Here is a 13,539-nt window from a genome sequence, read left to right on the forward strand (position 1 = left end):
TGTGGCTACAATACGAGGCATGAATGCCTCCAAGACTCCCGCCTCTCCGCCCGCTGCGGCAAGCGCGGCCGCGGCCTCGTCGTCGGCTTCGGCCGACTGGCGCATCGATCGCGAGCGCGCGGTCAAACTGTTCGGCGCGCATGCGCATGACTGGCCGATCGAAATCGTCGAAGAAACCGGTTCGACCAACGCCGATCTGATGGCGCACATGAAAGCACTGCCGCGACACGCGAACGCGCTGCCGCGGCCGATCGTGCGCGTCGCGTATCTGCAGACCGCCGGGCGTGGCCGTCGTGGCCGGCCGTGGTACGCGGAGCCCGGCAACGCGCTGCTGTTTTCAGTCGCGTGCGTATTGCCGCGCCCGCTCGAAGGGCTCGCGGGCTTGAGCCTCGCGGTGGGCGTCGCGCTCGTCGACGGGCTGCGCTCGCTGCCGGTCGCGGGTCCCGGACAGATCGCGCTGAAGTGGCCGAACGACGTGCTGCTCGAAGGCGACAAGCTCGCCGGCATCCTGATCGAAACCGCGTGGAGCACCGACGACGCGAGCGCGGTCGTGATCGGCATCGGCACCAACGTGAAGGGTGCCGACGAACTCGCGGCGAAGGTCGGCGCGCTGAACGCCGAGGTATCGCCGCAGGCGCGCGGCACCGTGCCGACCGCGTTGCAGCGCGCGCTGCCGAACGCGAATCTGACCGATACGCTGGCCGCCGAATTGAACGCGCTCGAACCGATGCTGCAGCGCTTCGGCGCTGAAGGCTTCGCACCGTTCCAGGCTCGCTGGAACGGAGTGCATGCGTACGCGGGCCGCGATGTGGTGCTGCTCGAGCAGGGTCAAGAACTCGCGCGCGGCGTGGCGGCGGGCGTCGACGAACGCGGCCAGTTGCTGCTCGATACGGCCGAAGGCCGCCGGAGCATCGCGACCGGCGACGTGTCGCTGCGCCTCGCCGACGGTGCCGCATGACGCAGCGCGCGCCTTATCTGCTGATCGACGCGGGCAATAGCCGGATCAAGTGGGCGCTGGTGCAGCCGGACGGGACGCAGTTGGCGAGCGGTGCGCTCGCGCATCACGACATTGCCGGGCCACGCGCGCAATCTGCTTCGCAAACCGGTTGGGCCGACTTGCCAGCGCCCTGCGGCGCGTGGCTCTCGAACGTCGCGGGCACGCAGATCGCGACGCACATCGCCGCGCTCGTCGAAGCGTTCTGGCCGCAACTGCCGCTCGCGACGATCCGCGCGAGCGCTCATCAATGCGGCGTGACCAATTGCTATACGACACCGCACTCGCTCGGTAGCGACCGCTGGTGCGGCATGATCGGCGCGCACGCGGCCTTTCCCGGCGAACATCTGCTGCTCGCGACCTTCGGCACCGCGACGACGCTCGAGGCGTTGCGTGCGGACGGCGCGTTTATCGGCGGATTGATTGCGCCGGGCTGGACGCTGATGATGCGCTCGCTCGGTGAGCACACCGCACAACTGCCGACGCTCGACGCCAAGTACGCGCGCGGTCTGCTCGGCGGGGCCGCTACAGCCGACGCGGCACGACGCGGTCCGTTTTTCGCAACGGATACGCCGCGCTCGCTGTCAGCGGGCTGCACGCTGGCGCAGGCCGGACTGATCGAGCGGATGTGGCGGGATCTGCAGGATGAATGGCAAGTGCCGGTGCGTCTCGTGGTCAGCGGCGGCGCCGCCGACGAAGTGGCGAGCGCGCTGAAAGTGCCGCATACTCGCCACGATTCGCTGGTGCTGTCGGGGCTCGCGCTGATCGCCGCCGAGGATACGGCGGGCCAAAGCGGCTGAATGCCTGCCGGGCGGGTGCGGCCGAGTTGCGCCCTCAGACCCCGCGCTCAACTTCTTTCTGGATTGGAAATACCCACGATGCTTCGCTGGCCGATCGCCATTCTGATTGTTGTCAACGTGCTGGCTTTCGTCGCGCTGCGTGGCGCCTTCGGCCCAATGCCCACCGCCAGCGGACGCGAGCCGAATCATCTGAACCGCCAGATTCATCCGAACTGGCTGAAGGTGCGCCCCGTCAGCGCCGCCGACGCGGCCGATCAGGCAGTGGTCGGCGGACCCGCACCGCAGGCACAGGTTTCGACATCGGAGTTGCCGCAGTGATCGGCCGAGCGACGCGGTCGATTAGACGCTCGGCATTGCGCCACGCGTTCGCGCGGCAACACGCAGCATCAATCCTGCGTGCGCACCTTCTTCAACAGCGCGGTCGTCGAGCGATCGTGCTCGAACGCGATCGCGAGCGCCTTGCCGCCCCAACCGCGCACGAGCGCCGATTCGGGTAGCGCGTCCATGTCGTAGTCGCCGCCCTTCACGAGCACGTCCGGGCGCAGCGCGGAAATCAGCTCGACCGGCGTTTTCTCGCCGAAGCCCACCACGTAGTCGACGCTTTCCAGCGCCGCGAGCAAGGCCATGCGGTCAGCCTCGTTGTTGATCGGCCGGTCGTCGCCTTTGCCGAGCATCCGGACCGATGCATCGCTATTCACACCGACGATCAGGCACGCGCCCAACGCCTTCGCGTCGGCCAGATAGGTGACGTGACCGCGATGCAGGATATCGAACACGCCGTTCGTAAATACGACGGGCGCGCGCAGCGAAGGACGCAGCTTCACCAGGGCATCGCGCGTCAGAATCTTGCGTTCAAAGATGGCGGTCATCGCACGGTCACAGAGTTGGGGAGTTGCGAAGTTGCGGGAAGAGGAATGCCGGGTGCCGCCACGATACATGCTGGGCGGCTCGAAGCAAAACGGTCCGGCAAGCTCACGCCTGCCGGACCGCCATTTGAAACGGTGCTGACACCGCCCGAGCCGTTACGCCGGTTGCTGCTGCGCCGGGCTTTGTTCAGCGGCTTGCAGACGCGTGACCACTTCCTTGCGATAACGGTTCAGTTCCTGCGCGGTGGTGAACGTGCGTTCGAACAGCAGCGACAGGTTGTGCAGAATGCGCTCGACGACTTTCTTTTCCCAGCCGTCGTCGAAACGGATCTGCTCGTCGAGCCAGCGCTCGAGCCATTCCGGATCCGGCAGACGCGACTGGATCGTGTCGCGCGGGAACAGCGCCTGGTTCACGTGCAGGTTGGTGGGGTGCAGCGGCTTTTCGGTGCGACGCGCCGACGCCATCAGCACGCCGATCTTGGCGAACGCGGCACGCGCGATGTCGCCGGTTTGCGCCATCGCCTTCTTCATGTAGCGCAGATACGCGCCGCCGTGGCGCGCTTCGTCGCGCGAGATGGTTTCGTAGATGTGCTTGATGACCGGCTCGGTGTGCCATTCGGCGGCGCGGCGATACCAGTGATTCAGGCGAATTTCGCCGCAGAAGTGCAGCATCAGCGTTTCGAGCGGCGGCGCGGGATCGAATTCGAAGCGCACCGCGTGCAGTTCCTCTTCGGTCGGGACCAGTTCCGGCTTGAAGCGGCGCAGGTATTCCATCAGCACCAGCGAGTGTTTCTGCTCCTCGAAGAACCAGACGCTCATGAATGCGGAGAAATCGCTGTCGTGATGATTGTCACGCAGAAACATTTCCGTGGCGGGCAAGGCCGACCATTCGGTGATCGCGTTCATCTTGATCGTCGCGGCCTGCTCGTCGGTCAACAGCGATGCATCGAATTTGTCCCAGGGAATGTCCTTCTCCATGTCCCATCGAACGGATTCGAGCGATTTATAAAGTTCCGGATAAAGCATGGTGTTCATAGTCCCACCCCTGTTCTGCACATACTGTGTGTGTCTGTTGCTGCTACGTGTAGCCGTTTTCACCTGTGACGAACGGACATGCCGTTTATCGGCCAAGCATTCAATTTTACGCGTTAACCGGCCGCCCAGAAGCATCGGGCAGCAAAGAAGTCCGGTCTGTTGTATTGGCGCCTGGAGCGTGAATCGGGCGCCGCGGCCAACCGTGGATGAGGAATACCCTTTGCCTGAGGTCGAGCCAGTCTGGGTCGACAACCGCACCGTCCAGCCCTGCACCGGTAGCGCCGGCGGCGAATGACGAGAGAGCGGCGGGATTGGTTGTTTTCGGCGCACGCCCCAAAGCCAGATCAAGCTTACACGATGATAGCACGCGCCTCCGGCGAAACCCGTGACAGAAGCGGTGCGAGCGTGCTATGGCATTGACTTCTCTCAATAAAGTCGGCAATTCGCGCAGGGTGCGAGCGTGTCGCCCGCACCGCCCGCTCACGTCGACTTTTTCTGCGTTGCGGCGCTCGTGCCCTCGCCGGACGCGCGTTTGGCCGATGTCGCGACGCGCTTCGCGGCCGGCCGTTTGGCGGCGGGCTTCGCGCTTCGCGCACCGGTGCCCGACGGATCGCCGCCCGACGGATCGCCGCCCGACGGATCGCCGCCCGACGGATCCGCAGCCTTCGACTCCGGGTTGCCCTGCGTGCCCCCGCCCGCCGCCGCGACCGCGACGGACGGCTGCGTCATCGCGAACTGCGCGATCTGATTGAACTGCGATTGCAGCAGATTCCACCACGCGGATGCATCGAAACCGGGTGCCGCGGGCGCTCCCTCGTCGTCTCTGTCGGCTGGAGGGGCGCTTTCGGGCGCGGGCTCAGCGGGCTTCGTCCAGCTCGGCGCCGGCGCGGGGCTCGGAGCGGGGCTCGGTGCGTCAGTCGCGGCCGCACCCGTTGCAGCTGCCGCCGCCTGCGACATCGAGGTCTGTGCGAACGCGCCGAACGCGCGCAGCGTCGCGAGCGTCGCGCGCTGCACTTCGAGCGCCTGGATCGCCGACTGCAGCATGCTCAGATTCAGCTTCAGCCATTGCTCGACCGCGCGCATGTCGGTGATGCGCTTGTCGAGCTCCTCGACGCTCGTGAGCGGCGCCATCATGTCGGACATCATCGACAGCGACGGACTCGTGCCGCCACCCGGCTGCGCGCCCGTCATGGCGGCGCCGAACGGTGACAGCCGAATCATGCTCCACATCCGATCGAGCATTTCAGCGGGCGGAAAACCGGGAAAGCCGGGAAAGGGCGGCGCGGAGCCAGTGGTGTCGGTCATGGTTGTCGCCTCGGTGCTGGATGACAGGTAGAGCGCGCGATGCCGCGCGCGTTGATTCGATCATACCGTTTGAGGTATGACATCACGATGGTTCGTCGTGACGCGGACGGCCCGCGCCAAAATCCGGCGCGCGCCGCTCGCGCAACGAGCTCAAGCCCTCGCGCACATCGGGCCCCGCGAAGCCCATGAACTCCAGCGCGAGCGACGTATCGAACGCGGGCCCCGCCGTGCGCAGCCAGTTGTTCAGCGCGTACTTGGTCCAGCGGATGGCGGTCTGCGACCCGTCGGCGAGCTTGCGCGCGACTTCGAACGCCTTCGGCAGCAGCGCGCTTTCGTCGACCGCGAGCGACACGAGCCCGATGCGCTCCGCCTCTTCGCCGCTCACCGGCTCGCACAGCAGCAGGTAGTACTTCGCCTTCGCAATGCCGCACAGGAGCGGCCAGACGATCGCCGCATGGTCGCCCGCGGCGACGCCGAGACGCGTATGTCCGTCGATGATGCGCGCCGTCTTCGCCGCGATCGAGATATCGGCGAGCAGCCCCGCGACGAGCCCCGCGCCGACCGCGGGCCCGTGCATCGCCGACACGATCGGCTTGCCGCAATTGATCACGTTGTAGACGAGGTCGCGCGCTTCGCGCCACACCCGCGTGCGCACCTCGAAATCGTTCGCCATGTCCTCGACGAGCTGCAGATCGCCGCCGGCCGAAAAGCCCTTGCCCTCGCCGCGAATGATCGCGACGCGCGTGTCGGGATCGCGATCGATGTCGCGCCAGATTTCCGCGAGCTCGTAATGCATGCGTGCGTCCGCGGTCGCGAGGCCGCTTTTATTCGCGCCCTCGCCGCTCATCACGACTTCGAGCACGCCGTGCGGATGACGCTGCAAACGCAGCGACTGGTAGTGCGCGTAGTACGCGTCGTTCGGTTGCGATGACTGAGTCATGGTGAGCAGTCCGTAGGTGATTCGTTCAGTCGCGCGCGGAACGTCGCGACCCGTTCAATGCGGCTGATAGAGCCACTTGCCATTAGTGATTTCGACCATCACGCGCGCGCGCTGATCGAGCCCGAGATGATCGGCCGCGCTCATGTTGACGACGCCGTTGGTATCCGCGAGACCGCGGGTTCCTTCGAGCGCATCGCGCAGCGCGCGGCGAAACGCCGGCGTGCCTGGCGCACCGCTCTTCAACGCAAGCGGAATTGCGTGCTCGAGCAACGCGTTCGCGTCCGAGGTGTACGAACCGAACGCCGACACGCTGCCCACGCCGTGCTGCGCCTCGAAGCGCGCGATGTATTCGAGCGCGAGGCGCCTGGCCGGATGATCGGCCGGCAATTGCGCGGCGACCAGCACCGGGCTCGCGGGCAGGTAAGTGCCGTTGCAATCGGCTCCGCACACGCGCAGGAAGTCGTTATTGCCGACGCCGTGGTTGTGATAGATGACGCCTTTGTAGCCGCGCTCGCGCAGCGTTTTCGGCGGCAGCGCGGCAGGCGTGCCGGCCGCGCCGACCACCACCGCGTCGGGGTGAGTCGCGAGAATCTTCAGCACCTGGCCGGTCACGCTCGGATCGGTGCGATTGAAGCGCTCGCTCGCGACCACGTCGATGTGATGCAGCTGCGCGAACTTCGCGACCTCGGCGTAGAAGGTCTCGCCGAGCGCGTCGGCCTGGCCGATGAACGCGATCGTCTTCACGCCGTGTCCGCTCGCATGCTCGGCGATCGCCGAGGCCATCATCGCGTCGGTCTGCGGCGTCTTGAAGACCCAGCGACGTTTCGCATCGACCGGTTCGATGATTTTCGCGGACGACGCGAGCGAGATCATCGGCGTTTCGCCCTCGGCGACCACGTCGATCATCGCGAGCGAATTCGGCGTGATCGATGAGCCGATGATCGCGTCGACGTGATTCTCGCTGATCAGCTTCTTGGTGTCCTGCACGGCCTGGGTCGTGTCCGAGGCATCGTCGAGCACGATGTACTCGACGTTTTGCCCGCCAATCTGTTTCGGCAGCAGCGCGACCGTGTCGCGCGCGGGAATGCCGAGCGATGCGGCCGGTCCGGTCAGCGACAACACGAGACCGATCTTCACCTGCGCGAACGATGTCAGCGGCAACGCGCAGACGAGCGCGGCGCACAGCGTCGCGGCGCGCCGCGCGAAGCGCCGGCCGCGTTGATACGAGCCGCGCGCGCTCGTGCGCGCTTGAACGAGTGACGCATCAGCGCGTCGATGTCCATCTGCGGGGAAGTTGAATCGCGGCATGCTGTCTCCTCACGTCGGGATTTTCGTTGTGATGTATTGCCGATGTGCTACCGATGCGTTGCTGCACGCTTTATGACATTCGCACCGTCCCAGCCGGCGCGCCAGTCAGTGTAGCCGCGCGCGCGGGCGGTGGCATCGGGCGAAACCCTTTCGCACGTATCGCCGCGTCAACGCATCGCCGCGTGAGCGCCGCGCTTCATTCGAGCGGCGCGATGCTCTGCTCGATCGCACCGAAAATCGACTTGCCCGCGTCGTCGAACATTTCGATCTTCACGGTGTCGCCGTACTTCATGAACTCCGTTTGCGGCGCGCCGTGCTCGATCGTTTCGAGGCAGCGCTTCTCCGCGATACAGCAGTAGCCGCGCTTCGCGTCCTTGTTCGACACCGTGCCCGAACCGACGATCGAACCAGCCCGCAGATTGCGCGTTTTCGCCGCATGGGCGATCAGCTGACCGAAGTGAAACACCATATCGGTGCCCGCGTCGGGCTGGCCGACTTTCCTGCCGTTCCAGTGGACGATCATCGGCCGATGCATGCGGCCTTCGCGCCAGTGTTCGCCGAGCTCGTCGGGCGTCACCGCGACCGGCGCGAACGACGTGGCCGGCTTGCTCTGGAAAAAGCCGAAGCCCTTCGCGAGTTCAGCGGGGATCAGGTGGCGCAATGACACGTCGTTGACGAGCGTCACCAGCCGCACGCCGCGCAATGCCTGCTCGGGCGTCGCGCCCATCGGCACGTCACCGGTAATGACCGCGACTTCGGCCTCGAAGTCGATGCCGTACTGTTCCGATGCGCACACGATGTCGTCGCGCGGGCCGATGAAGTCGTCGCTGCCGCCCTGGTACATCAGCGGGTCGGTCCAGAATTCGGGCGGCATTTCCGCGCCGCGTGCGCGCCGCACGAGTTCGACATGGTTCACGTACGATGAACCGTCGGCCCACTGGAACGCGCGCGGCAACGGCGCCATGCACTCTTTAGCGTCGAACGAAAAGCTGTTGCGCGCGCGGCCCTGGTTCAGCGCATCGTAGAGGTCGTGCAGTTGCGGCGCGTAGAAGGCCCAGTCGTCGAGCACGCGCTGCAGCGTGGGCGCGATCGCGTCGGCGATGGCCGCCGTGTGCAGGTCGCGGGACACGACGATCAGTTGACCGTCGCGCGTGCCGTCCTTCAGCGAGGCAAGTTTCATAGAGCTGTGAACCGTGTATTAGTGACGATGGAAGGAATCTATTCTACGATGGTGAATCGGCGCGGCCCAAGATGTGCGTGTTCTTCGTCGCTGTCACTGTCACCACCGCCGTTACGCGCCTATTACGATTACCGAACGCGCTGCCCGCGCCTTTTGCACATGTCCGCCAACGCCCGCTCCGGCACGATCCGCACCCGCACCGACCCCGCGTCCGCCGACGAACTGCCCGACCCCGCCGATGCCACCGACGCAACCGGTGTCGATGACGAAGCTGGTGAACCCGGCGAAGAAAAACTGCGCTCGGGCATCCAGTCGATCGAGGTCGGGTTCAGGCTGCTCGACGTGCTGACCCACGAGCCGCGCGCAATGATGCTGCGCGATCTCGCGCAGCGCGCGGGCATGAGTCCGGCGAAGGCGCATCGCTATCTGGTCAGCTTTCTGCGTCTCGGCGTGGTCGCGCAAGACCCGCTGTCCGGCCGCTACGAACTCGGCGGCTTCGCGTTGCAGCTGGGGCTCGCGCGGCTTGCGCGGGTCGACGGTGTGAAGCTCGCGCGCATCGCGCTCGCCGAGTTGCGCGACCGGCTCGATCTGACGGTCGGCATCGCCGTGTGGGGCAATCAGGGGCCGACGATGGTGCACTGGATGGAGTCGAGCTATCCGGCCAAGGCATCGTTGAAACTCGGCGACGTGATGCCCTTGCTGAGTTCCGCGACCGGTCTGCTGTTCGCTGCCTACCTGCCATCCGGCAAGACCGAGGCGATGATCGAGCGCGAGCTGGCCGACTCGCGGCGTTCGTCGCATAGCGGCGCGCCGCGCACCCGCGAAGACGTCGACAAGGTGCTCGCCGAGGTGCGCGAGCACGAGGCCGCGCGAGTCGAAGGCATGCTGCTGCCAACGATCCACGCGTTTTCGATGCCGGTATTCGATTCGACCGGCGAACTCGCACTCGCTCTCGTCGCGCTCGGCCATGAAGGCGGGTTCGATATCCGCTGGGGTGGCGAGATCGATACCGCGCTGCGCGAATGCGCGCGCAAGCTGTCGTACGAACTCGGCTATAGCGCGATCCCGCGTAGCGACAACGGTTGATACGCGCCAGTCCTTTCAAGCTCTCACAGAGTCAAGCGCCGATGGATTTTGCTTCCGCCAACCGCCGTGGTGATCGCCTTCCCGCTTTGGGCAGCGGGCCTGGACGCGGGGCGCGCGCGGGACGCTGGATCGCGGTGCTCGTGGTCGTGGCGATCTTGCACTGGATCGCGGCGCAATGGTTCGAGCGCAATCGCGTGGATCTGAATCCGGCGAATCACGAGCATGTGCCGGTGCAGGTCGCGCTGCTGACGCCCGAGAGGGTCGAGCGTCAACCGGCGCCAAAGCCGGCCGCGCCGGCACCGCACCCACCCGCGCCCACACGCAAGCCCGCGGCACGTCCGCCGCGCGAGCAGCATGTGTTGAGCGCGTTGCAGCCGGCCAAGCCGAACGAGCCGGCGGCCACGCCGGCGTCGGAGGCCGCGGCAAGCGCGCCGCCCGCCGCCGCGAGCGCGAATGCGCCGGTCAATGCCAATGCCAGCCGCGCCGCGGCGAGTGCCGCTGGCGCGGCCAGCGCGCCGCAGGCGTCGCAGGGCGTGAAGTTTTCGGTGCCGCCATCGGCCGAACTCGACTACGACACGTTCTACAACGGCGTGCGCAACGCGCCCGGCACGATCCATTGGGCGAGCAATGGGCAAGGCTACGAAATGGTCGTATCGGTGCCGCTGCCGTTCGTCGGTCCGTTCGTGTTTTCGAGCCACGGAGGGATCGACGCGTTTGGCCTCGCGCCGGCGCAGTACAGCGAAAAGCGTGGCCGTCGCGCGGAAGACATCGCGATCTTCAATCGCAGCGACGGGAAGATTGGCTTCACGCGCACGCCCGCCTCGTTACCGTTGCCCGACGGCGCGCAGGACCGCTTCAGCGTCGTGATGCAGCTCGCAAGCCTCGTGCGCGGCGAACCGGACGCCTATAAGCCCGGCGTGACGCGACAGTTTTTCGTCGTCGATTCCGATAGCGGCGAGAACTGGCCGATCGAGACGATCGGCGACGAAACGATCCGCGCGGCACAGGGCTACCTGCAGACGCGTCATTTCAAACGTCTGCCGCGGCACGATGGCGACCAGCGCCGCATCGACGTGTGGCTCGCGCCGTCGCTCGGCTGGCTGCCCGCGCGCATTCTGCAGACGGAGCCGAACGGTACCCAGTTCGAGCTGGTGTGGCGCGGCAAGCTAAATGTCGATGGGGCGTCGGCGGTGGATGCCTCGCCCTCAGCCCCCTCTGCCCCCTCCGCCACGAGCCCTGCGCCGGCGCCGGCCGACGCATCGGCAGTAACGCCCGAGCCCGCCCCCGCCGCAGCGGTCGATTCAACCGCTCCAACAATCATCAAACCGTGACACTTGTCGTGACACAGTGTCACGAGCAGATCTGCTCGAGATCGGCGAAACTTACTTTGCAACACTGACTCGCACGTCAATGGAGCCTCCGTTTGCGCGAACGGGGCGACCCACCGCGCTTTTTCACTGCGTTTCCTTCAAAGGAGTCCTGCATGCAAGTGAACATCAACGGTATCGAAACACGCTACGTGCTGAGCAACGAAGGCGGCGGCCCGTGGCTCACGTTCATCCATCAGCTGGGCGGCGATCTTTCCATCTGGGATCAGATGGCCGGCTATTTCCGCGACGATTACACAGTGCTGCGCTACGACGTGCGCGGCCACGGCCACAGCGCGGTCGCGCGCGAGCCGTTCACCATGCGCGATCTGGCCGACGATCTTGCCAAACTGCTCGATGCGCTCGGCGCGCGGACGACGCACCTGGTCGGCCTGTCGCTCGGCGGCATGATCGCGCAGCAATTCGCGCTCGACCATCCATTGCGCGTCGACACGCTGACGATCGCCGACAGCACCGGCGGCACTCCGCCCGAAAACCGCGAGTTGTGGAATCAGCGCGCCCACACCGCTCGCAGCGACGGCATGGAGGCGCTGCTGCCGTCGACGATCGCGCGTTGGCTCACGCCTGACTTTCAGGCCGGGCATCCCGAAGCGGTCGAGCCGATCCGTGAGGCATTTGCGCGCACCCCGCCGGAAGGCTTCGCGATGGCCTGCGAGGCGCTGCGCGACTTCGACCTGCGCGGCAAGCACGGCGCGATCCGCTTGCCTACGCTGACGGTGGCCGGACGTCACGACACGGGCACGCCCCCTGCTGCTACGCAGGCAATAGCGGAGGCGATCGAGGGCGCCCGCTTCGAGTTGCTGGATGCCGCGCATCTCGCGCCCGTCGAGCAATCTCACCGTTTTGCCGCGTTGCTTGAATCGTTTCTGGAGCGGCGAGTCTAACCGTCAGGTCCGGAGTTTTTTACTTGCGTCGTCCGGACCCACCCCTTGAATTCCATCCCCCATGCTCCACCTATGTTGCAGAAAAGGGCAGGAGCCCAACGGAAATAAGGAGTGTCGCCATGCAAATGATCTATAACAGCCCTAACTACTGTGTCGTCGAGTTTCCTCCGCAGGAAGGTCAGCTGGCCATGAAGTCGGGCGGCTACGAGATTGTTGACAAGAACATGCAGCGCGAAATCTACATCGACGGTGCAATGGCGGCGCGTTTTCGCGAGCATGTGCAAAAGCTGATCGAAGGCGAGCCGACGCTCGACGAGGTCGACGAATTCCTCGGTCAATTCGACAGCTTGATGCACCAACCCGTTGTTCTGCATTGACCGGAGGGGTTTGCTGGCGCTCAGGCGACATCGATCGACCGTACCGCGCGGCTTGTCCGGCGGGTTCCATCTTGCGGTCGGCGGCAATGAAAACGGCCCGGCAGGCTTTGGCTTGCCGGGCTATTTTTTATTGCTTCATCTGTTAGCGCGTTCTGAATTGCTGACGCGGCGCATTCGTATCGGTCGATTTTGCCGGTCGCGCCTCAAACACGCCCCCCGCCCGCCGGGCGCATCCGCGCGGCAGCGGCTACAATGACAGGCTTTCCGCCAATGCCGGCGCAAGCCCTCGTCCGCCATGACCCAGCCTGCTCAATCCATCACGCCAGTCCGTTCCGAGCCCGCCTATACTCGCGGCGCAGCGCTGCCCGCGCTGCTGAACTCGCGCATCCTGATCCTGGACGGCGCGATGGGCACGATGATCCAGCGCTACAAGCTCGACGAAGCCAGCTATCGCGGCGAGCGCTTCAAGGACTACGCGCGCGACATCAAGGGCAACAACGAACTGCTGTCGATCACCCAGCCGAAGATCATCTCCGAGATTCACGAGCAGTATCTGGCGGCGGGCGCGGACATCATCGAGACCAACACGTTCGGTGCGACCACGGTCGCACAGGCCGACTACGGCATGGAGTCGCTCGCCGTCGAGATGAACATCGAATCGGCGAAGCTCGCGCGCGCCGCGTGCGACAAATACGCGACGCCGGACAAGCCGCGCTTCGTCGCCGGCGCAATCGGCCCGACGCCGAAAACCGCCAGCATTTCGCCGGACGTCAACGATCCCGGCGCGCGCAATGTGACCTTCGACGAACTGCGCACCGCGTACTACGAGCAGGCGAAAGCGCTGCTCGACGGCGGCGCGGACCTGTTCCTCGTCGAAACGATCTTCGACACGCTGAACGCGAAAGCGGCGCTGTTCGCGCTCGACGAACTGTTCGAAAACACCGGCGAGCGTCTGCCGATCATGATCTCGGGCACCGTCACCGATGCCTCGGGCCGCATTTTGTCCGGCCAGACCGTCGAGGCCTTCTGGAACTCGCTGCGTCACGCGAAGCCGCTCACGTTCGGCCTGAACTGCGCGCTCGGCGCGGCGCTGATGCGCCCGTATATCGCCGAGCTCGCCAAGCTGTGCGACACCTACGTGTCGTGCTATCCGAACGCCGGTCTGCCGAATCCGATGAGCGACACCGGCTTCGACGAATTGCCCGCGGATACCTCGGGCCTGCTGAAGGAATTCGCCGAAGCGGGGCTCGTGAACATCGCGGGCGGCTGCTGCGGCACGACGCCCGAGCACATCGCGGCGATCGCGAAGGCGCTCGCCGATCTGAAGCCGCGCAAGTGGCCGAGCCAGTATCGCGACGCGGCCTGAGCCGGCCTTA

At 65.8% G+C, this 13,539-nt stretch carries 14 protein-coding genes; 8 read left to right on the forward strand and 6 right to left on the reverse strand.

Going from position 1 to position 13,539, the window contains the following annotated elements; genetic code table 11:
- The first annotated feature begins 19 nt into the window (after window positions 1-19).
- The 3 genes from AB3X94_RS06080 (at window position 20) to AB3X94_RS06090 (ending at window position 2,112) form a co-directional block, all read left to right on the forward strand.
- A complete protein-coding gene (locus AB3X94_RS06080; protein WP_176122248.1) occupies window positions 20-958 on the forward strand; it encodes a biotin--[acetyl-CoA-carboxylase] ligase in 939 nt (312 codons plus the stop codon).
- Window positions 955-1,794 carry a type III pantothenate kinase gene (locus AB3X94_RS06085; protein ID WP_368611035.1) on the forward strand — a complete coding sequence of 280 codons (840 nt, stop codon included), beginning with the start codon at window positions 955-957 and terminating at the stop codon, window positions 1,792-1,794. Before AB3X94_RS06080 ends, AB3X94_RS06085 begins: the two co-directional genes overlap by 4 nt.
- 78 nt (window positions 1,795-1,872) lie before the next feature.
- Complete coding sequence (locus AB3X94_RS06090; RefSeq protein WP_368611036.1) at window positions 1,873-2,112, forward strand: hypothetical protein; 240 nt, start codon at window positions 1,873-1,875, stop codon at window positions 2,110-2,112.
- A 68-nt stretch (window positions 2,113-2,180) separates the two neighbouring features.
- Here the strand turns inward: AB3X94_RS06090 and rfaE2 are convergent, their stop codons facing one another.
- The 6 genes from rfaE2 to AB3X94_RS06120 form a co-directional block, all read right to left on the reverse strand.
- The gene (rfaE2, locus tag AB3X94_RS06095; RefSeq protein ID WP_176109690.1) at window positions 2,181-2,663 is read right to left on the reverse strand and encodes a D-glycero-beta-D-manno-heptose 1-phosphate adenylyltransferase; all 483 of its coding nucleotides are present in this window, start codon (window positions 2,661-2,663) and stop codon (window positions 2,181-2,183) included.
- A 153-nt stretch (window positions 2,664-2,816) separates the two neighbouring features.
- Window positions 2,817-3,695, reverse strand: a complete 879-nt coding sequence (locus tag AB3X94_RS06100; RefSeq protein WP_176109691.1) for a ferritin-like domain-containing protein — start codon at window positions 3,693-3,695, stop codon at window positions 2,817-2,819.
- Window positions 3,696-4,175: 480 nt separating this feature from the next.
- A complete protein-coding gene (locus tag AB3X94_RS06105) occupies window positions 4,176-5,000 on the reverse strand; it encodes a PhaM family polyhydroxyalkanoate granule multifunctional regulatory protein (RefSeq protein ID WP_176109692.1) in 825 nt (274 codons plus the stop codon).
- 82 nt (window positions 5,001-5,082) lie between these two features.
- Window positions 5,083-5,940, reverse strand: coding sequence for an enoyl-CoA hydratase/isomerase family protein (locus tag AB3X94_RS06110; protein ID WP_368611037.1), 858 nt, complete (start codon window positions 5,938-5,940; stop codon window positions 5,083-5,085).
- A gap of 54 nt (window positions 5,941-5,994) precedes the next feature.
- Window positions 5,995-7,248: an ABC transporter substrate-binding protein gene (locus AB3X94_RS06115; RefSeq protein WP_368611038.1), complete on the reverse strand. Its 1,254-nt coding sequence runs from the start codon at window positions 7,246-7,248 to the stop codon at window positions 5,995-5,997.
- Window positions 7,249-7,444: 196 nt separating this feature from the next.
- Complete coding sequence (locus AB3X94_RS06120; RefSeq protein ID WP_368611039.1) at window positions 7,445-8,428, reverse strand: fumarylacetoacetate hydrolase family protein; 984 nt, start codon at window positions 8,426-8,428, stop codon at window positions 7,445-7,447.
- Between the two features lie 159 nt (window positions 8,429-8,587).
- Between AB3X94_RS06120 and AB3X94_RS06125 the strand changes: the two genes are divergently transcribed.
- The 5 genes from AB3X94_RS06125 to AB3X94_RS06145 all read left to right on the forward strand — a co-directional run bounded on the left by AB3X94_RS06125 (window position 8,588) and on the right by AB3X94_RS06145 (window position 13,529).
- Window positions 8,588-9,514, forward strand: a complete 927-nt coding sequence (locus tag AB3X94_RS06125) for an IclR family transcriptional regulator (protein WP_176109696.1) — start codon at window positions 8,588-8,590, stop codon at window positions 9,512-9,514.
- Window positions 9,515-9,555: 41 nt separating this feature from the next.
- Window positions 9,556-10,845: a DUF3108 domain-containing protein gene (locus tag AB3X94_RS06130; RefSeq protein ID WP_368611040.1), complete on the forward strand. Its 1,290-nt coding sequence runs from the start codon at window positions 9,556-9,558 to the stop codon at window positions 10,843-10,845.
- A gap of 152 nt (window positions 10,846-10,997) precedes the next feature.
- Window positions 10,998-11,786 carry an alpha/beta fold hydrolase gene (locus AB3X94_RS06135; RefSeq protein WP_368611041.1) on the forward strand — a complete coding sequence of 263 codons (789 nt, stop codon included), beginning with the start codon at window positions 10,998-11,000 and terminating at the stop codon, window positions 11,784-11,786.
- A gap of 119 nt (window positions 11,787-11,905) precedes the next feature.
- Window positions 11,906-12,163 carry a DUF3567 domain-containing protein gene (locus tag AB3X94_RS06140; protein WP_013088223.1) on the forward strand — a complete coding sequence of 86 codons (258 nt, stop codon included), beginning with the start codon at window positions 11,906-11,908 and terminating at the stop codon, window positions 12,161-12,163.
- A gap of 295 nt (window positions 12,164-12,458) precedes the next feature.
- On the forward strand, window positions 12,459-13,529 hold the full coding sequence (locus tag AB3X94_RS06145; RefSeq protein ID WP_368611042.1) for a homocysteine S-methyltransferase family protein: 1,071 nt from the start codon (window positions 12,459-12,461) through the stop codon (window positions 13,527-13,529).
- The last annotated feature ends 10 nt before the right edge of the window (window positions 13,530-13,539 follow it).

It is taken from the genome of Paraburkholderia sp. BR10923 (assembly GCF_040948765.1).
Classification (GTDB): domain Bacteria; phylum Pseudomonadota; class Gammaproteobacteria; order Burkholderiales; family Burkholderiaceae; genus Paraburkholderia; species Paraburkholderia youngii.

Excerpts from the sequence above, each read along its gene's own strand:
- AB3X94_RS06080 (WP_176122248.1), top strand. The coding sequence starts at position 20 with ATGAATGCCTCCAAGACTCCCGCCTCTCCGCCCGCTGCGGCAAGCGCG.
- AB3X94_RS06085 (WP_368611035.1), top strand. The coding sequence starts at position 955 with ATGACGCAGCGCGCGCCTTATCTGCTGATCGACGCGGGCAATAGCCGG.
- AB3X94_RS06090 (WP_368611036.1), top strand. The coding sequence starts at position 1,873 with ATGCTTCGCTGGCCGATCGCCATTCTGATTGTTGTCAACGTGCTGGCT.
- rfaE2 (WP_176109690.1), bottom strand. The coding sequence starts at position 2,663 with ATGACCGCCATCTTTGAACGCAAGATTCTGACGCGCGATGCCCTGGTG.
- AB3X94_RS06100 (WP_176109691.1), bottom strand. The coding sequence starts at position 3,695 with ATGAACACCATGCTTTATCCGGAACTTTATAAATCGCTCGAATCCGTT.
- AB3X94_RS06105 (WP_176109692.1), bottom strand. The coding sequence starts at position 5,000 with ATGACCGACACCACTGGCTCCGCGCCGCCCTTTCCCGGCTTTCCCGGT.
- AB3X94_RS06110 (WP_368611037.1), bottom strand. The coding sequence starts at position 5,940 with ATGACTCAGTCATCGCAACCGAACGACGCGTACTACGCGCACTACCAG.
- AB3X94_RS06115 (WP_368611038.1), bottom strand. The coding sequence starts at position 7,248 with ATGCCGCGATTCAACTTCCCCGCAGATGGACATCGACGCGCTGATGCG.
- AB3X94_RS06120 (WP_368611039.1), bottom strand. The coding sequence starts at position 8,428 with ATGAAACTTGCCTCGCTGAAGGACGGCACGCGCGACGGTCAACTGATC.
- AB3X94_RS06125 (WP_176109696.1), top strand. The coding sequence starts at position 8,588 with ATGTCCGCCAACGCCCGCTCCGGCACGATCCGCACCCGCACCGACCCC.
- AB3X94_RS06130 (WP_368611040.1), top strand. The coding sequence starts at position 9,556 with ATGGATTTTGCTTCCGCCAACCGCCGTGGTGATCGCCTTCCCGCTTTG.
- AB3X94_RS06135 (WP_368611041.1), top strand. The coding sequence starts at position 10,998 with ATGCAAGTGAACATCAACGGTATCGAAACACGCTACGTGCTGAGCAAC.
- AB3X94_RS06140 (WP_013088223.1), top strand. The coding sequence starts at position 11,906 with ATGCAAATGATCTATAACAGCCCTAACTACTGTGTCGTCGAGTTTCCT.
- AB3X94_RS06145 (WP_368611042.1), top strand. The coding sequence starts at position 12,459 with ATGACCCAGCCTGCTCAATCCATCACGCCAGTCCGTTCCGAGCCCGCC.